General features: G+C 69.1%; 18 protein-coding genes and 1 tRNA gene. 5 read left to right on the top strand and 14 right to left on the bottom strand.

Features of this window, described 5'->3' with window-relative positions:
* Nucleotides 1-14 precede the first annotated feature (14 nt).
* From AB0D14_RS12825 to AB0D14_RS12840, 4 genes are all read left to right on the top strand, one after another.
* Nucleotides 15-1571 carry a bifunctional glycosyltransferase family 2/GtrA family protein gene (locus AB0D14_RS12825; RefSeq protein ID WP_362777695.1) on the top strand — a complete coding sequence of 519 codons (1557 nt, stop codon included), beginning with the start codon at nt 15-17 and terminating at the stop codon, nt 1569-1571.
* A complete protein-coding gene (locus AB0D14_RS12830; protein ID WP_362777697.1) occupies nt 1568-3817 on the top strand; it encodes a glycosyltransferase family 39 protein in 2250 nt (749 codons plus the stop codon). Before AB0D14_RS12825 ends, AB0D14_RS12830 begins: the two co-directional genes overlap by 4 nt.
* A 194-nt stretch (nt 3818-4011) precedes the next feature.
* Entirely contained in the window at nt 4012-5505 is a 1494-nt protein-coding gene (locus tag AB0D14_RS12835) for an MFS transporter (RefSeq protein WP_362777699.1), read from the top strand.
* A gap of 76 nt (nt 5506-5581) precedes the next feature.
* Complete coding sequence (locus tag AB0D14_RS12840) at nt 5582-6418, top strand: TetR/AcrR family transcriptional regulator (RefSeq protein ID WP_362777701.1); 837 nt, start codon at nt 5582-5584, stop codon at nt 6416-6418.
* Between the two features lie 21 nt (nt 6419-6439).
* Here AB0D14_RS12840 and AB0D14_RS12845 read toward each other — a convergent pair whose 3' ends face one another.
* From AB0D14_RS12845 to AB0D14_RS12860, 4 genes are all read right to left on the bottom strand, one after another.
* Entirely contained in the window at nt 6440-6910 is a 471-nt protein-coding gene (locus tag AB0D14_RS12845; protein ID WP_362777702.1) for a PPOX class F420-dependent oxidoreductase, read from the bottom strand.
* Between the two features lie 185 nt (nt 6911-7095).
* Entirely contained in the window at nt 7096-7920 is an 825-nt protein-coding gene (locus AB0D14_RS12850; protein ID WP_362777705.1) for a YceI family protein, read from the bottom strand.
* Between the two features lie 94 nt (nt 7921-8014).
* Nucleotides 8015-10633 (bottom strand): MFS transporter, encoded by a 2619-nt coding sequence (locus AB0D14_RS12855; RefSeq protein ID WP_362777707.1) that lies wholly within the window; start codon nt 10631-10633, stop codon nt 8015-8017.
* Nucleotides 10634-10656: 23 nt separating this feature from the next.
* A complete protein-coding gene (locus AB0D14_RS12860; protein ID WP_362777710.1) occupies nt 10657-11187 on the bottom strand; it encodes a MarR family winged helix-turn-helix transcriptional regulator in 531 nt (176 codons plus the stop codon).
* A gap of 256 nt (nt 11188-11443) precedes the next feature.
* Here AB0D14_RS12860 and AB0D14_RS12865 point away from each other — a divergent pair, with 256 nt between their 5' ends.
* Nucleotides 11444-11635 carry a hypothetical protein gene (locus tag AB0D14_RS12865; RefSeq protein ID WP_362777712.1) on the top strand — a complete coding sequence of 64 codons (192 nt, stop codon included), beginning with the start codon at nt 11444-11446 and terminating at the stop codon, nt 11633-11635.
* A 513-nt stretch (nt 11636-12148) separates the two neighbouring features.
* On the opposite strand, the gene AB0D14_RS12870 is transcribed toward AB0D14_RS12865, so the two are convergent.
* The 10 genes from AB0D14_RS12870 to AB0D14_RS12915 form a co-directional block, all read right to left on the bottom strand.
* Nucleotides 12149-13048 (bottom strand): RNA polymerase sigma factor SigF, encoded by a 900-nt coding sequence (locus AB0D14_RS12870; protein ID WP_362777715.1) that lies wholly within the window; start codon nt 13046-13048, stop codon nt 12149-12151.
* A 244-nt stretch (nt 13049-13292) separates the two neighbouring features.
* Complete coding sequence (locus tag AB0D14_RS12875; RefSeq protein ID WP_362777716.1) at nt 13293-14183, bottom strand: RNA polymerase sigma factor SigF; 891 nt, start codon at nt 14181-14183, stop codon at nt 13293-13295.
* Between the two features lie 348 nt (nt 14184-14531).
* Nucleotides 14532-14825: a Dabb family protein gene (locus AB0D14_RS12880; protein ID WP_362777861.1), complete on the bottom strand. Its 294-nt coding sequence runs from the start codon at nt 14823-14825 to the stop codon at nt 14532-14534.
* Between the two features lie 79 nt (nt 14826-14904).
* Nucleotides 14905-15084 carry a hypothetical protein gene (locus AB0D14_RS12885; RefSeq protein WP_362777719.1) on the bottom strand — a complete coding sequence of 60 codons (180 nt, stop codon included), beginning with the start codon at nt 15082-15084 and terminating at the stop codon, nt 14905-14907.
* A gap of 1119 nt (nt 15085-16203) precedes the next feature.
* Complete coding sequence (locus tag AB0D14_RS12890) at nt 16204-16641, bottom strand: type II toxin-antitoxin system VapC family toxin (protein WP_362777722.1); 438 nt, start codon at nt 16639-16641, stop codon at nt 16204-16206.
* Nucleotides 16638-16880 (bottom strand): plasmid stabilization protein, encoded by a 243-nt coding sequence (locus AB0D14_RS12895; protein WP_362777725.1) that lies wholly within the window; start codon nt 16878-16880, stop codon nt 16638-16640. The genes AB0D14_RS12890 and AB0D14_RS12895 overlap by 4 nt, the downstream gene beginning before the upstream one ends.
* A 303-nt stretch (nt 16881-17183) precedes the next feature.
* The gene (locus AB0D14_RS12900; protein ID WP_362777727.1) at nt 17184-17432 is read right to left on the bottom strand and encodes a hypothetical protein; all 249 of its coding nucleotides are present in this window, start codon (nt 17430-17432) and stop codon (nt 17184-17186) included.
* 297 nt (nt 17433-17729) lie between these two features.
* Nucleotides 17730-17814 (bottom strand) — tRNA-Ser (locus AB0D14_RS12905).
* 98 nt (nt 17815-17912) lie between these two features.
* Nucleotides 17913-18344, bottom strand: a complete 432-nt coding sequence (gene tadA / locus AB0D14_RS12910) for a tRNA adenosine(34) deaminase TadA (protein ID WP_362777864.1) — start codon at nt 18342-18344, stop codon at nt 17913-17915.
* Between the two features lie 56 nt (nt 18345-18400).
* Nucleotides 18401-18967 (bottom strand): hypothetical protein, encoded by a 567-nt coding sequence (locus tag AB0D14_RS12915; protein ID WP_362777729.1) that lies wholly within the window; start codon nt 18965-18967, stop codon nt 18401-18403.
* Between the last annotated feature and the right edge of the window lie 333 nt (nt 18968-19300).

Consider the following 19300-nt stretch of genomic DNA (forward strand, 5'->3'; position numbering starts at 1 on the left):
CGACAGTCGTTGTCATGCGAACCGAACCTTCTCCCGGCAACCTGCCGGCGCGGGAGCACCTCCCGGCCGGAAATGCCGGTACGCCTGTACTGGACGTAGTGATCCCCGTCTACAACGAGGAGAAGGACCTCCAGCCGTGTGTGCTCAGACTGCATGAGCACCTGTCCCGCACCTTCCCGTACGCGTTCCGCATCACCGTCGCGGACAACGCGTCCACGGACTCCACTCCGGTGGTGGCGGCGCGGCTGGCGGCGGAGATTCCCGAGGTCAGGTCGTACCGGCTGGAGCAGAAGGGCCGCGGCCGGGCGCTGCGTACCGTCTGGTCCGCCTCGGACGCCCCGGTCCTCGCCTATATGGACGTCGACCTCTCCACCGACCTCAACGCGCTGCTTCCGCTGGTCGCCCCGCTGATCTCCGGTCACTCGGACCTGGCGATCGGCTCGCGGCTCGCGCGGAGTTCGCGGGTGGTGCGGGGCGCCAAGCGGGAGCTCATCTCCCGTACGTACAACCTGATCCTGCGGGGCTCGCTGCAGGCCCGGTTCTCCGACGCGCAGTGCGGCTTCAAGGCGATCCGGCGCGATGTCGCGCAGGTGCTGCTGCCCCTGGTGGAGGACACCGGGTGGTTCTTCGACACCGAGATGCTGCTCCTCGCCGAGCGGGCGGGGCTGCGCATCCACGAGGTGCCGGTCGACTGGGTCGACGACCCGGACTCGACGGTGCACATCGTGAAGACCGCGACCGACGACCTGAAGGGCGTGTGGCGCGTGGGACGCGCTCTCGCCACCGGCTCGCTGGCGCTCGACCGCCTCGCACGGCCGTTCGGCGACGACCCGCGCGACCGCGAGATCAGCGGCGTACCGAAGGGCCTGGCCCGCCAGCTCGTCGGGTTCTGTGTCGTGGGTGCTCTGTCCACGCTGTTCTACCTGGTGCTCTACAGCGGCTTCCGTACGTTCTCGGGGTCGCAGGTCGCCAACGCCCTCGCCCTGCTCGTCTCGGCGGTCGCCAACACCGCGGCCAACCGGCGCCTGACCTTCGGTGTTCGGGGCAAGGACGGTGCGGTGCGGCACCAGGCGCAGGGCCTGGTCGTCTTCGGCATCGGACTCGCCCTCACCAGCGGCTCGCTCGCCGCCCTGAACGCGGCGACGACCGAGCCGGCGCACTCCACCGAACTGGCGGTCCTGATCGTCGCCAACCTCGCGGCGACCGTGCTGCGGTTCCTGCTCTTCCGGGCCTGGGTGTTCCCGGACCGGCACGACGAGTCACCGTCGACCGTCGTCGCCTCGCGCGCACCCGCCGTGCCGGCCAGGCCGCCCGTGTCACCCGTCCCACCCGTGCCGACCGGAACCGCGTCGCCCGTCTACGCGACGGTGCCGCAGTCCCCGTACGTCCACAGCACGCCGGGTGCCGAGGCCTACGGCACGACCACTTCCGCTCCGTACGGCACGACCAGTCCTTCGTACGACCACCAGACCTGGGGGGACGCGACCATGCAGATGCAGCCGGTGCGCCCGAACGATCACGACCACGACCACGATCCGAGGAACGGGAACGGGAACGGGTACGCGCGATGACGACGACTCAGCACGACCATCCGAGTACGGGGGCCGCCGGCCCCGACTGGCGGCCGCCCGCCCCGACAGCCGTTCAGGAACCGGTTGAACCGGTCCATCCGGCGGAGTCCGCCGCTCCCGAGGACGGCAGTCCCAAGCAGCCCTTCGCGCGCCGCCTGTGGCGCGGGCGGCCCGAGGACAACCGCTGGGTGCGCCCCGCGTTCCTCGGCACGCTGCTGCTGATCGGCGCGCTCTACACCTGGAACCTCACGGCCTCCGGGTACGCCAACTCCTTCTACTCCGCGGCCGCCCAGGCCGGCAGCCAGTCCTGGAAGGCCTTCTTCTTCGGCTCGCTCGACTCGGCCAACGCCATCACCGTCGACAAGCCCCCGGCCTCCCTGTGGCCGATGGCCCTGTCGGTGCGGCTGTTCGGTCTGAACTCCTTCGCGATCCTGTTCCCGCAGGTGCTCATGGCCGTCGCCACGGCCGGAGTGCTGTACGGGGCCGTGCGCCGCCGGTTCACGGTCGCGGCCGGCTTCATCACCATGGCGGTGTTCGCGCTCACGCCCGTCGCCGCGCTGATGTTCCGCTTCAACAACCCGGACGCGGCCCTCGCCCTCCTGATGGCCGTCACGGTCTACTGCGTGCTGCGCGCCATGGAAAAGGCCCAGACGAAGTGGCTGGTCTGGGCGGGCGCGGCCGTCGGTCTCGCCTTCCTGGTGAAGACCCTCCAGGCCTTCCTGATCCTGCCGCCCCTCGCGATCATCTACGTGGTCTTCGCGCCGACGACCTTGCGCAAGCGCATCGGGCAGGTGCTGCTCTCCGGCCTGTCGATGATCGTCGCGGGCGGCTGGTGGGTGGCCGCCGTCGAGCTGTGGCCCGCTTCCTCCCGCCCGTACATCGGCGGCTCGCAGAACAACTCCTTCCTCGAACTGACCTTTGGCTACAACGGACTCGGCCGGATCAACGGCGAGGAGACGGGCAGCGTCGGCGGTGGCGGAGGAGGCGGCGCAGGTGGCGGCGCCTGGGGCGAGACCGGCTGGGACCGGATGTTCAGCTCCTCCATCGGCGGTCAGATCTCCTGGCTGATCCCGGCCGCGCTGATCGTGCTGGCCGCGGGCATCGTCCTGACCTGGAAGGCCCGGCGGACCGACACGGCCCGTGCCGCGTTCCTCGCCTGGGGCGGTTCGCTGCTGATCACCATGGTGGTCTTCAGCTACATGCAGGGCATCTTCCACGAGTACTACACCGTGGCCCTCGCCCCGTACGTCGCCGCCGTGGTCGGCATGGGCGCGAGCGTGCTGTGGGAAGAGCGCGGCAGGATGTGGATCTCGCTCACCATGGCGGCCGGGACGACGGCCACCGCGGTCTGGGGGTACGTCCTCCTGAACCGTTCCTCCGACTACCTGCCCTGGCTGAAGTGGCTGGTCCTGGTGGGCGGTCTGGTCGCCGCGCTCGGCCTGATCTTCCTCTCGCGGCTGGGGCGCAGGCTGTCCCTCGCCGTCGTCGGGCTCAGTTTCGTCGCGGCCCTCGCGGGCCCGACGGCGTACACGCTGACCACGTTGAACGAGGGCCACAGCGGTTCGATCGTCACGGCAGGGCCCTCGGTCTCCGGCGGTCGCGGCGGTCCGGGCGGCGGCGGTGGCGGCATGGCCGGCGGCCCCGGTGGCGGCGGTATGCCGGGCCGGAACCAGCAGGGCGGCGGTATGGGCCAGCCCCCGACCGGCGGCTTCCCCGGCGGCGGCCAGAACCAGCAGAACGGCAACGGTCAGCAGGGTCAGCAGGGTCAGCAGAACGGCAAGGGTCAGAACGGCCAGAACGGTCAGACCCAGCCCGGCGGCGGCACTGGCACCGGTGACGGCGGTGGCATGGGCGGCGGGGGCGGCGGTATGGGCGGTCTGCTCAACGGCGCGGCGGTCAGCTCCAAGGCCAAGGCGCTCCTGACGAAGAATTCCGGGGACTACACCTGGGCGGCAGCGGCCATCGGAGCGCAGAACGCGGCGAGCTACCAGCTCTCCACCGGCGACCCGGTGATGGCGATCGGCGGCTTCAACGGCAGCGATCCGTCCCCGACACTGGCCCAGTTCAAGAAGTACGTGGCGGAGGAGAAGATCCACTACTTCATCTCCTCCGGCTCCACGGGCGGCCGTGGCGGCAGCAGCGACTCCGGCACCGCGTCCAAGATCAGCGAGTGGGTGCAGGAGAACTTCAAGGAGGTGACGGTGGGTTCGTCCACCCTCTACGACCTGACGCAGCCGACGAGTTAGGACAGATCCTGGGCCGTCCTAGGGCAGTCCCAGGGCAGGTCCCAGGGCCTGCCCTGGTTTCCGAGGGCGGTGAACAGGGGCGGTGGCACAGAGGCGGTGACAGGGAGCGGCGGCCGAGGCGGGCAACAGCGCCTCGGCCGCCGCTCCTTTTTTTGCGTTGTACAGCGTATGGGAGCTGTTCTACGGTGTATGGCATGCCAACCTCGCAAGGCCGAGCCCACCCCCAGCGCTGGCTGATCCTCGGTGTGATCCTGCTCGCCACGCTCACCGTGCTGCTCGACAACACCGTCCTCAACGTCGCGATCCCCTCCCTCACAGAGGAGTTGGACGCGTCCACGGCGGACATCCAGTGGATGATCAACGCGTACTCGCTGGTTCAGTCGGGCCTGCTGCTCACCGCCGGCAGCGCGGCCGACCGTTACGGCCGCAGGAAGATGCTCGCCGCGGGTCTCGTCCTCTTCGGCGTCGGCTCGCTCACCGCGGGGCTCGCCCAGAGCGCGACGCAGCTCATCGCGGCCCGCGCGGGCATGGGCGTCGGCGGCGCGCTCCTTATGACCACGACCCTCGCCGTCGTCGTGCAGATCTTCGACGACACCGAGCGGGTCAAGGCGATAGGCCTCTGGTCGACGGTCAACTCCCTCGGCTTTGCGGCGGGCCCGCTGCTCGGCGGCGTCATGCTCGAACACTTCTGGTGGGGCGCGATCTTCCTGATCAACCTCCCCGTGGCAGCCATCGCCCTGGTCGCCGTACTCAAGCTGGTCCCCGAGTCCAAGAACCCCCAGGGCGACCGCCCCGACCTGCTCGGCGCCGTACTCTCCACGATCGGCATGGCCGCGGTCGTCTACGCGATCATCTCGGGCCCCGAGCACGGCTGGACCTCGCTCCAGGTGCTGCTCTCGGGCGGCCTCGGTGTCGCCGTCCTCGTGGCTTTCGTCCGATGGGAGCTGAACATCCCGCACCCCATGCTGGACATGCATTTCTTCCGCAACCAGCGCTTCATCGGCGCCGTCGCCGGCGCGATCCTGGTCGCCTTCGGCATGGGCGGTTCGCTCTTCCTGCTCACCCAGCACCTCCAGTTCGTCCTCGGTTACGGGCCGTTGGAGGCCGGTCTGCGCATCGCCCCGCTCGCCCTGTCCGTCGTGGCCCTCAACCTGACCGGCGTGGGTGCCCGGATCGTCGGCAAGCTGGGTACCCCGGCCACCATCGCCCTCGGTATGACGATGCTGTCGGCGGGCCTGGCCGCGATCGCGGTGCTCGGCGGCGGCGCTGACGGCGGCTACGGCGGCATGCTGCTGGGCCTGGTCGTCATGGGCGCGGGCATCGCGGTCGCCATGCCCGCCATGGCCAACGCCATCATGAGCGCGATTCCTCCGGAGAAGGCGGGCGTGGGGGCAGGCGTGAACGGCACGCTCAGCGAATTCGGCGTCGGCCTCGGCGTGGCGGTCCTTGGCGCGGTTCTCAACTCCCGCTTCGCCGCGCTGATCCCGGTCATGGCGGCCTCGTTGCCGGCGGCGCTGGCCTCCGCGGAGTCGGCGGACGAGCGGGCACGGATCACGGACGCGTTCTCCTCGGGCCTGGAGACCAGCCAGTTGGTGGGTGCGGTGGCCGTGCTGCTCGGCGGACTCCTGGCTGCGGCGTTGCTCCGGCGGGCGGAGAGGGAAGACTCCGTCGTGGCGGTGCGGACGTGAGGGCCGCTTAGCATCAGGGTGGGGGGACCTCGGTGTTCCGGGGCGCCCCTCTCAAGAGTTCCGAGGAAGGTGCGCCATGGTGAGGGCAGCCGACCGGGCCGAGCGCCCGGCGCGGACCAGTGTCTGGCTGGAGGGCAAGGCCCCGCGAGGTGGTGGCACCCGGGGCGGCCAGCCGTCGTCGCTCGACCGGGACCGGATCACCGCGGTCACGGTACGGCTGCTCGACGCGGAGGGGCTGGCCAAGTTCTCCATGCGGCGGCTGGCCGCCGAGCTGAACGTGACCGCGATGTCCGTCTACTGGTACGTGGACACCAAGGACGACCTCCTGGAGCTCGCGCTCGACGCGGTCTACGGCGAACTGGAGCTGCCGAGTCTGAGTCCGGATCCCGACCCCGACCTCGCCCTCGACCCCGATCAGAAGTCGGACTCGGACTCGGACTCGGGCGAGGACTGGCGGGACCAGCTTCGTGCGCTCGCCTCCGGCTACCGGGCCCTTCTCGTACGGCACCCCTGGGCGTCACCGCTCGCCGGGACGTTCCTCAACATCGGGCCCCAATCGATTGCCTTCTCGCGCACCGTGCAACGGGTGATCCGCAGAACGGGGCTGCCCACGCACCGGCTGGCGGGGGCCATCTCCGCCGTCTTTCAGTTCGTGTACGGCTTCGGCACGATGGAGGGTCACTTCACGCTGCGCTCCGCCGGGGCGGGGATGAGTCCGGACGAGTACTTCCAGCAGGCCCTGAGCACGCTGCGGCAGGCTCCTGAGCTCGACGAAGTGCTGGAGGAGTCCAAAGAGATCATGCGGGCCCGCGGGGGCAGCACGATCGAGGAGATGTACGAGCGGGACTTCCACTTCGCGCTGGATCTGATGATCACGGGAATCGAGACGGTGGTCCTTCGCGGGGAGCGGTGAGGGCCTGGGAAACCGCGCCGTTCACTCCTGCTCCGCCAACTTCGCCGGGAAGCCGCCCGTGGCCACCGGGCCCCACTTCCCGGGGGTGATCCTGATGATCGACTTGCCCTGCTTGAGCATGGCCTCCCGGTACTCGTCCCAGTCCGGGTGCTCGCCCGAGATGTTCCGGAAGTACTCGACCAGCGGCTCGACCGAGTCCGGGGAGTCGATCACCTCGGCCGTGCCGTCGATCTGGACCCAGGGGCCGTTCCACTCGTCGCTCAGGACGATGAGGCTGACCCGGTCGTCGCGCTTGGCGTTGCGGGTCTTGGCGCGCTCGGGGTAGGTGGAGACGACGATGCGACCCGAGTCGTCGACCCCGCAGGTCAGGGGCGAACCCTGCGGACTTCCGTCCGTCCTGCGGGTCAGCAGGATGGCGCGGTGACGGGGACGTACGAAGTTCAGCAACTCGTCCAGCGATACGGAGGTGTTCGTCGCGATGTTCGGTGCCATACGGGCAGCTTAGGCGTTGGGCCACCACTGAGCCTGCTCCTGCGGGGCCTACGCCTGTCGATGCCTGCTTCTGCCGGGCCTATGCCCACCGGCCCTGCACCTACCGGCCCAACACCTGCCAGGCCTCAAGCCCGCCGGCCCTGTTCCCGCCAGGCTTACGCCTGAGGGGCCTATCTCTGCCGGGACTACACCTGCGGGAGCGTCTCCCCCTGCACGGCCTGGATGTCCAGCTCGATCTTCAGGGTCGTGCCGATGGCGGCGATGCCCGCCTGTACGACCTGGTTGTAGTTCATCGCGAAGTCCTCGCGGCGCAGTTCCGTGGTGGCGCGGAAGGCCGCCCGGGTTCCGCCCCAGGGGTCGGCGCCCGTGCCCAGGTAGGCCAGCGACAGGTCGACCGGGCGTACGACTCCGTGCAGGGTCAGCTCGCCGTGGACCGTCCAGCGGTCGCTTCCGGTGGCCGGGGTGAGACCCGTCGAGACGAACCGGATCTCCGGGTAGCGCTCGACGTCCAGGAAGTCCGGCGACTTCAGGTGGCCGTCGCGCATGGCGTTGCCCGTGTCGATCGAGTCGGCCCGGATCACCGCCTCCACACGGGACTTGGCGACCTCGTCCGGCGCGATCTCGATCGAGCCGGCGAACTGGGTGAACCGGCCGTGCACGCTGGAGATCCCCAGGTGCTGGGCGACGGCTCCCACGGAGGAGTGAACCGGGTCCACGGTCCAGGGGCCGGGCGGCGGCAACTCGGTGCCGCCCTGCCGGACGAGGGTCACGGTGCCGATCTCGGCCCGGCCGCTCGCTGTGACGATGGTGCTCGACGCGACGGGTGCGTACCCGACGGCCGTGACGATCACGGTGTACGCGCCGGGTACGAGCGCGACGTCGTCCCGTACGGTGCCTTCCTCGTCCACCTCGGCGCGCACCACCTGGGTGCCCGTCATGTCGGTCACCGTGACGACCGCGTGCGACACGGCCCAGCCGTCCCGCGTACGGATCCGCGCGGTCAGTCCCATTGCAAGCAACCTCATCTCATGAAACCGGCCCGTGAAGCGCGCCTGGGCAGGCCTGGTCGGCCTGAACGCGCTCCACGGGCCGGGGGCTTTCTGACTACTCGCCGGGGTGGGCGAGTCGGATGTCGTGGCCGTCGGTGCCGCCGCCGCTGACGGTCAGTGCCGTGGCCACCGGCGGGTAACCGGTCGCGATGACCGTGTACTCCCCGTTGTCCAGGTCGGCGAAGGCGTACGCCCCGTCCGCCCCGGTGGTGGCGGTGCCGACCACGTTGCCCGCCGCGTCGACGAGCGTGACCCGGGCGTCGTCCAGCGGACCGGCGGGTGCGTGCACGACGCCCTGGAGCTGTGCTCCGGAGGTCAGCTCGACCTCGACCCGGGTGACCCCGGTGCCGCCGACCTCGACGGGCAGGGCGCGGGGCCGGTGTCCGGCGGCGTTCACCGCGACGGTCACGGCGCCGGGCACCAGCTCGGCGAAGGTGAACTCGCCCTGCTCACCGGTGGTCCCGGTGGCCAGCACGTCGCCGCGCACATCGGTCACGATGACCATCGCGCCCACGACCGGCTTCCCGCTCTCGGCGGCCTTCACCGCACCGGAGAGCCCGCTCGTGCCGCTCAGCAGGATGTCGTACGCGAGCGGCTCACCGTTCACGACGACCGTCGAGGCCTGCGGCTGGAACCCGTCCGCGGAGGCGATCAGCACGTACGAACCCGTGCCGGGCGCGTCCACCGCGTAGGCGCCGTCGGCCTGTGCGACCGAGCGGCCCAGCTGACGGCCCGCGAGGGAGATCAGCGTGACGGCGGCCCGGGGCACGGGCGCGCTCTCGGCGCCGCGAACGAACCCGTGGACCGGGACCCCGCCGGAGCCGGAGCCGGAACCCGCGCCGGAGTCGGTACCGGGCTCCAGTGTGGCGACCGCCGAGAGCCGCTGGGTGCCCTCGGGCCCGGACCGGGACCCGGTCCCCTCACCGCTGCCGCTGCCGGTACCGGCACCGGTGTCGGAGACGGCCCAGCTCGGGACGCGCTCATCGACCTCGGCCGGGAAGACCCCGGTCGAGCCGGCCGCTGTCGGGGCGGCCCCGGCGACCGTCGTGGCCTCCGCCGTGGCTTCCGCCTGGGCCTCTGCCTGGGCCTCGGCGGCCTGCGCCAGCCCGCCTGACGTACGCAACGGGACCTCCTTGATGAACAGTGTGACGAAGAAGGCGATCAGTGCCACCGCGCCGGCGATCAGGAAGACGTCCGCGATGCCGTGCCCGTACGCGCTCTCCATGACCGTGCGCAGCGGTGCGGGCAGGGCGTCCATGTCCGGGATGTTGCCGCTGGACCCACTGGCCGCGGCCCCGTACTTGGGGTCGATGCCGGTCAGGCCGTCCTCGACGTAGCCGGTGATCCGGTTGGCCATCACCGCACCGAGCGCGGAGACGCCCATCGCGCCGCCGAGGGAGCGGAAGAAGGTCACTGTGGAGCTGGCCGCGCCCAGGTCCTCGGGAGCCACCTGGTTCTGCGTGGAGAGCACCAGGTTCTGCATCATCATGCCGATGCCGAGACCCAGCAGCGCCATGAAGACGCCGGTCTTCCAGTAGTCCGTGTCGTACCGGATGGTGCCCAGCAGGCCGAGGCCCGCCGTGATGAGCACGCCGCCGCCGACCAGCCAGGCCTTCCACTTGCCGGTCTTGGTGATGACCTGACCGGAGACGGTGGAGGAGATGAACAGGCCGGCGATCATCGGGATCGTCAGCACACCCGACATGGTCGGTGACTCGTCCCGGGCCAGCTGGAAGTACTGGCTGAAGAAGACGGTGCCGGAGAACATCGCGACACCCACGAAGAGCGAGGCGATGGAGGAGAGCGTGATGGTCCGGTTGCGGAACAGCCGCAGCGGGATGATCGGCTCCTTGGCCTTCGACTCGATGAGCACGAACAGCAGTCCGAGCGCGATCGAGCCACCGACCATCGCGTACGTCTGCGGCGATACCCAGTCGTACTTGTCGCCCGCGAAGGTGACCCAGAGGAGCAGCAGCGAGACCGCGGCGGAGATGAAGAACGCACCGGCCCAGTCGACCTTCACGTCCCGTTTCACGACGGGCAGGTGCAGGGTCTTCTGCAGCACGAACAGCGCGATGATCGCGAAGGGGACACCCACGTAGAAGCACCAGCGCCAGCCGAGCCAGCTCGTGTCGGTGATGACACCGCCGAGCAGGGGGCCGCCGACGGTCGCGACTGCGAACGTGGCTCCGAGGTAGCCGGAGTACCGGCCGCGCTCACGCGGGGAGATCATCGCGGCCATGACGATCTGCGCGAGGGCGGACAGACCGCCCACGCCGATGCCCTGGACCACGCGGCAGGCGATCAGCATGCCCGCGTTCTGCGACAGGCCCGCAGCGGCCGATCCCAGGACGTAGATGACGAGCGCTATCTGGACGAGCGCCTTCTTGCTGTAGAGGTCCGCGAGCTTGCCCCACAGGGGCGTCGTCGCGGTCATCGACAGCAGCGCGGCGGTGACGACCCAGGTGTAGGCGGACTGGCCGCCGCCCAGGTCGCCGATGATCTCGGGCAGGGCGTTGGAGACGATCGTCGACGACAGGATCGCGACGAACATGCCGAGCAGCAGCCCGGAGAGGGCCTCCATGATCTGCCGGTGCGTCATCGGAGCGCCGTCGGGGGCGCCTCCGTGCTTGGCGTGTGAGCCCCGCACACCGGCTGGTGTGGTCGTTGCCATGGGCTTCCTTTTCTTGTGGTGCGTCATACAGGTGTACGGGTGGTCCGCTCGGCGTTCAGCTCGTGCGCGGTGGGTACGGGCGCGGTGGCCTCGTGCGCGGTGGGCCCGTGCGCGGTGGGTACGGGCCGGCAGTCGCCGAAGCCGGCGCGCAGTCGTCCGAGCAGGGCGTTGAGCTGGTCGACCTCGTCGTCGGACCAGTCCGCCAGGCAGTGGGCGAGCGCGTTCATATAGCGCTCGGAGAGGTCGGCGAGCATGTCCCGTCCGGCGGGGGTGAGCCGCAGGATGCGGGACCGCTTGTCGGCCGGGTCGGGGGACCGGTCGATCCAGCCGCGCTCGGCGACGTGCGCCACGTGCCGGCTCGTCACCGACATGTCGATCGCGAGCAGCTCGGCGAGCCGGCTCATCCGCATCTCGCCGTTCCGGTCGAGCAGCGTGAGCACCGCGGCGGACCCCGCCGGGCACTCGGGCGGGAGGACCCGGCCCAGACCCCGCTTCACAGCGCCGATGGCGCTGAGCTGCTGGGCCAGCTCCTCGTACTGCCGTCGAGCGGCCATCGCACCTCCCTCATCCTTCTTTTGTTGCTTCAGGCAACCATAAATACTGTTGGTTGCTGCAGGCAAACGAAATGGGGACCTGTGGGCTAAAACCTTGGCAAAGGCAAGTATTGGCGAACGTAAACCCGCAGGTGGGAAGCGCTTCTGTGGGTACCGACGACTCCACGGCCGCCTGTCGGCAGGAAAAGGGCACGCGTCACCGGAAGACGGCACCCGAAACTTGGGACCGCCGAACGCACCCGATAGGGTCACGCGCATGGCAAACACCCAGGGCCCCGAGGGCAACAACGACCCCGCGGGTAGCACCCAGATGTTCCGAGCGTTCGTCGACGACCCGCAGAGTCGCCAGCAGCAGGCAGCCCCCCGCGGTCCCCGCGTCGGTCTGATCGTCGGCGTGATCGTGGCCATCGCGGTCGTCGCCGTGGTCGCCTGGCTCGCACTCAAGTAGCTCAAGTAGGCGGGGGCTCCACCGGGCGCCCTGCTCCCACCTGACGGACACGTCCTGCGTCCCGCGTCTCGACGCGCATGCCGAGAGGCGCCCTCTCCATGCGCGGCTGCGCTCGGACGAGGCCGCGCGGGGCCCCATCGCGTCGACGCGCACCGTCCAGGTCTTCTCCCGGCCGCTTCTCCCGGCCGCTTCTTTCTCGGCTGTCCGGAGCGATCGGCGCGATCGGTGTGGGCAGCGGTTCGGTCGCCTCGACGGTCGCCCAGTCGATAGCGCGCGCCGCCTCCGCTGCCGCAGGCGGCGAGTGCCGCTTCCAGGCAGAAGGCGCAAGGCAGAAGGCGCAAGGCAGAAGGCGCAAGACAGAAGGCGCAAGGCAGGAGACAGAAGGCAGTCGCCGAAGCACCCCCAAGGGCACCCCGGCGACCACGTATCGACTGCTGCACCACCCGTCGGCGTATCGCGCCGACGCGACTGACCGCCCGTCAGGCCGTCAAGTACCAGGGCCCGTACGGCGGATCAGTCGGAGATGAGCCCTTCCCGCAGTTGGGACAGCGTCCGCGTGAGCAGCCGGGAGACGTGCATCTGCGAGATGCCGACCTCCTCGCCGATCTGCGACTGCGTCATGTTGGCGAAGAAGCGGAGCATGATGATCCGCCGCTCGCGGGGCGGGAGTTTGGCGAGCAGGGGCTTGAGGGACTCGCGGTACTCGACGCCCTCCAGGGCCGTGTCCTCGTAGCCGAGGCGGTCCGCGAGGGAGCCCTCGCCGCCGTCGTCCTCGGGAGCCGGCGAGTCGAGGGACGACGCCGTATAGGCGTTGCCCACCGCCAGCCCGTCGACCACGTCCTCCTCGGACACGCCGAGCACCTTGGCGAGTTCGGCGACGGTCGGCGAGCGGTCCAGCTTCTGGGAGAGCTCGTCGCTGGCTTTGGTCAGCGCGAGCCGCAGCTCCTGGAGCCGGCGCGGCACCCGCACCGACCACGACGTGTCCCGGAAGAACCGCTTGATCTCACCCACGACGGTCGGCATCGCGAACGTCGGGAACTCCACGCCTCGTTCGCAGTCGAAGCGGTCGATCGCCTTGATCAGGCCGATCGTGCCGACCTGGACGATGTCCTCCATGGGTTCGTTGCGCGACCGGAAGCGGGCGGCGGCGTAACGCACCAGCGGGAGGTTGAGTTCGATGAGGGTGTCCCGTACATAGGCGCGCTCGGGGCTGTTCTCATCGAGTGCGGCGAGCCGCAGGAACAGGGAGCGGGACAGAGTGCGGGTGTCGATCACTTCCGGGGTCGGGGGGAAGGCCGGGGCTTCGGCGGCTGGGATGGCCGGTACCTCGACAACGACACTTTGAAGCACGTCGGGTGCGGGTTCGCTCTTCGTGAGCGTGAGCACCTTCGAGCTGCCCTGGTCTGCGGACATGCCACCCCCTTTGGGTCGCGGACGGTCGCGGCGGACGCTCCCGTCGAAGGAACGCAGCCTCCACCTGAATACCGGAGGCAGGGCTGCGGCAAACGCGTCACCGGAAGAATGTCACATGTCGGCAACACGCTGTAGTGACATGTCGACACAAGAAGGGTGAATAGGCCCTGGAAAAAGGGGGTCTGACGCTTTTTCGACGTAGAACTGTCGGGAAAGGTTCTCGGGGGTGATTCGCCCCCGAGAGTTACGCCTCGATCCTGTTTGCGGATCGCAGCCGGGCGAAACTTCGGGCGAGCAGCCTTGACACATGCATCTGCGAGACACCCAGCTCCGCACTGATCTGGGACTGCGTCAGATTGCTGTAGTAGCGCAGCAGAAGGATGCGCTGCTCCCGCTCGGGGAGCTGGACGAGAAGGTGCCGTACGAGGTCCCGGTGCTCCACACCGTCCAGTGCGGGGTCCTCGTAGCCGAGCCGGTCGAGGAGGCCCGGCAGCCCTTCGCCCTCCTGGGCGGCCTCCAGGGAGGTCGCGTGGTACGAGCGGCCGGCCTCGATGCAGGCCAGGACCTCGTCCTCGGTGATGCGCAGCCGTTCGGCGACCTCACCGGTCGTGGGCGTACGCCCGAAGGCCGTCGTGAGGTCCTCGGTGGCGCTGTTCACCTGTACCCACAGCTCGTGCAGCCGGCGCGGTACGTGGACCGTGCGGACGTTGTCGCGGAAGTACCGCTTGATCTCGCCGACCACGGTGGGCATCGCGAAGGTCGGGAACTGTACGCCCCGGTCGGGGTCGAATCGGTCGATGGCGTTGATCAGTCCGATGGTCCCGACCTGGACGACGTCCTCCATGGGCTCGTTGCGCGACCGGAAGCGGGCGGCGGCGTACCGGACCAGCGGGAGGTTCGCCTCGATCAACGCGGCCCGCACCCGGCCGTGCTCGGGGGTGCCGGGCTCCAGGTTCTTGAGCTCACCGAAGAGGACCTGGGTGAGGGCCCGGGTGTCGGCCCCGCGGCGGCGCTGCGGACTCGGCTCCTGGGGGTCGCCAGGTTCGTCGAGCCGTTCGTGGGCCTGCGGCTTCTGCGCGGGGGGTGCTTGGGGACGTGCTTGGGGAGGTGCTTGAGGCGCGGTACTGGCCGGCACGGTCAACTCCACCTCTGGGTCCGTCAAACCCGTGAAAACACAAGTCCGAACGACGTCCGTCAGACACATGCGTCAACTCATCGATCAAAAGCGGTCATAGCATCACAAGACATGTGCACTGTGTGCAAGCACCTCATAACTTCGTGTTGAGGGCGAGGCGGAACCGAGGTGCGACCCGGGGCGCGACCCGGAGTGCGAACTGGGGCATGAGCCGGGGCATGAACCGCGCATGAAAGAGCCCCCCGCCGTTCGGGCGAGGGGTCGGTGCCGCCGGTACGGGTACGGGTACGGGAGTGGATACCGGTGCTGTGCGCGGAGCGCGGCTGGGCGGCCGCAGTCCTGCGCGGCTCAGAACTCGTAGTCGGCGATCACCCACGTGGCGAACTCACGCCACATCGCAACGCCTGTCTGGTGGGTCGGGTGTTCGATGTACCGCCTGAGTGCGTCCGTGTCCTCGACCGCCGAGTTGATCGCGAAGTCGTACGCGATGGGGCGGTCGGTGATGTTCCAGTCGCACTCCCAGAACTTCAGTTCGGGGATCTGCCCGCCGAGTGCGCGGAAGGCGGCGACGCCCTCGACGACACGCGGGTCTTCCCGCTCGACACCTTCGTTGAGCTTGAAGAGGACCAGGTGGCGGATCACGAGCACTCCCAGGGAGAACGAGGACACAAAAACGACGGCGACCGCTCGGCCCTTGGCTTACACAGGGCCGGCCGCCGGGCTAGTCCTTGGCCCCGTCGGCGATCCACGTCATGAAGTCACCGACGGACTGAGCAGCGTTCGAGATGCCCTCGAAGCCTATCTGGACGTAGTCCGCCGCCTTGGCGGGGTCGGTGATGATCACGTACAGCGCGAAGACCACGAGTACGTAGACGGCGATCTTCTTCGAATTCACCGCCATCGCGGCCTCCCCCTGTGTCTGTGGTCTGTGCCCGCTGCGCCCGCTGTGCCCGCTGTGCCTGTTGGGGCCCCTGTCGTCGGCGGTGAGTGTAACCCCGAGCAGTTGATCTGACGATCTTTCAAAAGTGCTGGGAAGTGCCGAGAAAGCGCCGCGAAAGTGTCGAGAAGGTGCCGGAAAGGTGCCGGAATGGTCGAGGGCCGGGACGTACGAAGGACCCCGTCTCACGACGAGGGTTGATTCGGGGCGTGGGCCGGGGAGGCGGCACGTCACGCCCGGGGCTGATCGTGACGGCAGGCTTGATCGTCGGCGGCGAGGCCGACTGTGGCGTATCGCCTCGGAGGGACCGCAGGTGGCTGATCGCTCCGAGGGAAGGCGCAGCGGGGCTGGCTCGCGGGCCAGTTGTGCTCCACCTGCAGTCTTTCGGTGCGGCACGGCCGCGTGGCACGTACCGCACGCAAAACGTACCGCACGCAAAACACCCTCCTGACCGTGTTTCCACTGGTCAGGAGGGTGTGAGAGCGGTATCGGAGGGATTTGAACCCGCTTACGTAACCCGTCTCACCTGCGGTTTTTCTTGAGAGTGGGGCATACCACCCTGTTTCCATCCTGCTGAATCCTGCTCGATCCGCCTCTGACGGTTCCCGTGCGGCACGTGCCGCACCGTGAAGAGGGGCGCGGCCAGCAGTGTTCGCCTGCTCGCTCGGGTGGTCGATCCGGGGTGTGGAGTGGCCGTTGGCTCCGCGCCCTTGACGCCGCTGGAGGCTCCTCCGCACTACTTTGCCGGGTGTGGATCCATCCTGATGGATGGCCACGGTGTGTGACTGACTTCGTGGTCTCCACGTGCTGCGCGACGGCGATGACGCACGCGTCCGTACCGCCCAGTGGCGGGCTTGCGCACTGGCGGACGAGCTGCGCCATGCGCCCGATGTCCGCCTGCCCATCCCGAGATGAAGCCGCGCTCTATGGTCTTAGTGAGCAGCCCGGCCTCACCGGATGCACTCAATGGAACTGGGCACCGCGCTGTGCGTGTTGGCGGACGCCCTGTCAGGTCACCCGATCGGAGGTCCAGCCTTCGAAATGCCGCGATGATGATCCTGTATGGCGTTGCATGCGACGCCGTCAGCCGCGCGGGGCTGCGGCGTCGTCCCAAGGATTCACGAGCGTGACACCGGTGCCCTCGAAGTCCTTGACGTTCCTGGTTGCCAGCGTCGCCTTGCGTCTGGCGCAGATCGCCGCGATCTGTGCGTCAGCGGCGGCGATCGGCCGGCCGAGCCTCTCTCGGGCCAGCACGATGTCCGCGTACCGGGTGGCCGCAGCCGCGTCGAACACCTCGATGCGTCCGCCGAGATCCTCGAACAACATCGCATCAATGCCTTCGGCAAGCTCCGACTTGCGCTTGCCGTCTGGCAACCGGCGTACCCCGTACCACAGCTCCGCAGCAGTCACCGCAGTCGTCATGACCTCATCGGGTACAAGGCTGTCGAGCCAGTCGACGACCTGCTGCTCCGGAACAGGCTTCATCAGCTCCGACAGGACATTGATGTCGAGGATGATCATTCGAAGACCGCCGAGCGCGGCGCATCCTGCCGAGCCGGCGGCTCCAACTCGGCTCCGCCGAGTCCGGAGAATCGCTCGCGGATGCGAGATCCCAGCGGACGGGAGGAATTGTCGGACGCCAGCTGCTCGCCGAGAATCGCACGCACCTCAGCCTCCATCGACCTGCCGTGCCGGGCGGCCTGCACGCGCAGTCGCGCATGGGTCGCGTCGTCCAGTCCCCGGATTGTCAGAGTCGCCACATTGCCTCCCTCGCCTCGCTTACAATGCTAGCAGTGCTGTCAGATTCGTGTGGCGCAGCACTCGTCCAGGTTGAGTGCGCGGCCCGCCGCGCGCCGCACGTGCCGCCTGCGTAGTCGACTCGCAGTCTGCCGGAGGCTCCAGTCCGGTGTCCGAGGCTCATCTTCAGAGCAGGCCGTCCTGTCCATCAGTTGAGGGCGCACGTGACGCGGCTCGGACTGCAGGACCAGCTGCTTGGGCCCAGGTCCGCAGATGTTTCCCAACGCTCGCAGCGATACCAGGAGCCCAGTCGGCGAACGCCGGGGCTACTCGCCGTGCCATGTCCGGCGGGCTTCCTCGATCTCCTCGGGAGTGAAGGAGCCGTGCTCGTCCTCGTACGCCTCGACGATCTCCCTGGTCTTGGTCAGGGCGAGGGCGTGTTCCACGGCGTCGGAGACGAAGCGGGAGAAACCCCGGGCGCCTGTGCGGGCTTCGACCTCGCGGGCGAGCGACCTGGGGATGGTGACGGACTTCTTGACGGTGGTCTCGTCCGGAGGTGCATCCTCGGTAGCCATATCCGCATTACCCCACCAGGAGTACGACTTCTGTCCAGCCAGGTTCCTCGTGGGTGGCACAGCCGCATCTGAGCGGGCTCATCGTGATGGCGGACCTGATCGCCGACGACGAAGTCGACTGTGGGACATCGTCTCGGAGGGACCGCAGGGGAGAGCCTTCCGTGGGAAGGCGCAACGTGGCCGACGCGCGGGCCAGTTGCGCTCTTGCCGTCTTCCGGTGCAGCACGGTCGTGCAGTACGTGCCGCACGCAAAACACCCCCCTGATTGCGTTTCCGCTGGTCAGGAGGGTGTGAGAGCGGTAGCGGAGGGATTTGAACCCTCGGTGACTTGCGCCACACTCGCTTTCGAGGCGAGCTCCTTCGGCCGCTCGGACACGCTACCGAGAGAGATCCTAGCCCACGATGGGCCGTGCTCGGAAATCCGTATTCGGCCGTCGGTCCGGGCGTGGCGCAGCGTGGCAGGGAGCGGCGTGCAGGGGTTCAGCGGCCGCGAAAGAACTCGGTGAGCAGCCGGCCGCACTCCTCGTCGAGCACGCCGGCGATCACTTCCGGCCGGTGGTTGAGCCGGCGGTCGCGTACGACGTCCCAGAGGGAGCCGGCCGCGCCCGCCTTCTCGTCGCGGGCGCCGTAGACGACCCGGTCCACGCGGGACTGGACGATCGCTCCGGCGCACATCGTGCAGGGTTCGAGGGTGACGACGAGTGTGCAGCCGGTGAGCCGCCACTCCCCGGTCCTCGCGGCGGCCCGGCGAATCGCAAGTATCTCGGCATGGGCGGTCGGGTCGCCGGCCGCCTCACGCTCGTTGTGCCCGGTGGCGAGCACCGTCGTGCCGTCACGAGACAGCACGACGGCACCGACGGGGACGTCCTTGCCCCGCCCCGCCAGTGCGGCCTCGTCCAGGGCGAGCCGCATCGCGGCCCGCCACCGGTCGCGAACGGGGTCCTGTTCCTCCGATGCGTTCAAGGGAGTCAGCGGACGGTCTCCAGGACCTCCGCCGCCCCGAGAACCTCGGCGATCTCGCCGAGTGCGTCGGTGCTGTCCAGGGCCAGCAACTCCTTCTCGTTCACGCCGAAATCGGCGAGGACCTCGCGGTCTCCGATGGGCCCGGGTGGCACGATCTCACCCTTGGCGATGATGCCGACGTCGTCTTCTCCATCAGCGTCGGCGTCGGCGTCGGTCTCGTTTTCGGGCTCACCGTCCTCCGTGCCGTCGAGATCGAGGGAGTCCAGGTCGGCGACGTTGTCGTCGCCGGGATCCCTTCCGAGTAGTTCGTCGGTGAGCAGGATCTCGCCGTACGAACTACGGGCAGCGGCCGCGGCGTCCGAGACGTAGATACGAGGGTCCTCCTCGCCGTCCACGCGGACGACTCCGAACCACGCGTCCTCCTGCTCGATGTAGACGAGAACCGTGTCGTCGTCGACCGAGGCTTCGCGGGCCAGGTCGCTCAGATCCGACAGGGTCTCCACATCGTCGAGCTCTGTGTCGCTCGCTTCCCACCCGTCTTCGGTGCGCGCGAGCAGTGCGGCGAAGTACACCGTGACTCTCCCACTGGTCCTAGGCGTGCCGGTTGGGGATCCCCCCCGGCGGAGGTTGTGGGCGGGGAGTGCGTGCTCCGAGTCCCGCCCACTCGGAATCGTGGCAGAAACAGAGCGTTCAGGAGAGGTCTTCGGCTCGCTGTGTCCCGGCCGCGTCGTCACGCCCGGTCGCGTGGCGCGTGCGTCACGCCGCCGCATGGCCTCACCTGGGCGCCCGGCGCCCACCGACAGCGGGATCGTACGCCGCCAGGGCCTCCGCTTCGCGCGCGTCCGCCCGAGGGCTGCCCGGCGGGTCGCGGCGCGGTGCCCCTACGGACAGGCCCGTGGCGAGCC

This window comes from Streptomyces sp. NPDC048484 (assembly GCF_040651415.1).
In the GTDB taxonomy this organism is placed as follows: Bacteria; Actinomycetota; Actinomycetes; order Streptomycetales; family Streptomycetaceae; genus Streptomyces.

What these genes read in the sequence shown, in the direction of transcription:
- AB0D14_RS12830 (WP_362777697.1), top strand. Translation starts at nt 1,568, where the DNA reads ATGACGACGACTCAGCACGACCATCCGAGTACGGGGGCCGCCGGCCCC.
- AB0D14_RS12865 (WP_362777712.1), top strand. Translation starts at nt 11,444, where the DNA reads ATGGCAAACACCCAGGGCCCCGAGGGCAACAACGACCCCGCGGGTAGC.
- AB0D14_RS12825 (WP_362777695.1), top strand. Translation starts at nt 15, where the DNA reads ATGCGAACCGAACCTTCTCCCGGCAACCTGCCGGCGCGGGAGCACCTC.
- AB0D14_RS12835 (WP_362777699.1), top strand. Translation starts at nt 4,012, where the DNA reads ATGCCAACCTCGCAAGGCCGAGCCCACCCCCAGCGCTGGCTGATCCTC.
- AB0D14_RS12885 (WP_362777719.1), bottom strand. Translation starts at nt 15,084, where the DNA reads ATGGCGGTGAATTCGAAGAAGATCGCCGTCTACGTACTCGTGGTCTTC.
- AB0D14_RS12850 (WP_362777705.1), bottom strand. Translation starts at nt 7,920, where the DNA reads ATGGGACTGACCGCGCGGATCCGTACGCGGGACGGCTGGGCCGTGTCG.
- AB0D14_RS12890 (WP_362777722.1), bottom strand. Translation starts at nt 16,641, where the DNA reads ATGATCATCCTCGACATCAATGTCCTGTCGGAGCTGATGAAGCCTGTT.
- tadA (WP_362777864.1), bottom strand. Translation starts at nt 18,344, where the DNA reads ATGCGGCTCGCCCTGGACGAGGCCGCACTGGCGGGGCGGGGCAAGGAC.
- AB0D14_RS12870 (WP_362777715.1), bottom strand. Translation starts at nt 13,048, where the DNA reads ATGTCCGCAGACCAGGGCAGCTCGAAGGTGCTCACGCTCACGAAGAGC.
- AB0D14_RS12855 (WP_362777707.1), bottom strand. Translation starts at nt 10,633, where the DNA reads ATGGCAACGACCACACCAGCCGGTGTGCGGGGCTCACACGCCAAGCAC.
- AB0D14_RS12845 (WP_362777702.1), bottom strand. Translation starts at nt 6,910, where the DNA reads ATGGCACCGAACATCGCGACGAACACCTCCGTATCGCTGGACGAGTTG.
- AB0D14_RS12840 (WP_362777701.1), top strand. Translation starts at nt 5,582, where the DNA reads ATGGTGAGGGCAGCCGACCGGGCCGAGCGCCCGGCGCGGACCAGTGTC.
- AB0D14_RS12860 (WP_362777710.1), bottom strand. Translation starts at nt 11,187, where the DNA reads ATGGCCGCTCGACGGCAGTACGAGGAGCTGGCCCAGCAGCTCAGCGCC.
- AB0D14_RS12900 (WP_362777727.1), bottom strand. Translation starts at nt 17,432, where the DNA reads ATGGCTACCGAGGATGCACCTCCGGACGAGACCACCGTCAAGAAGTCC.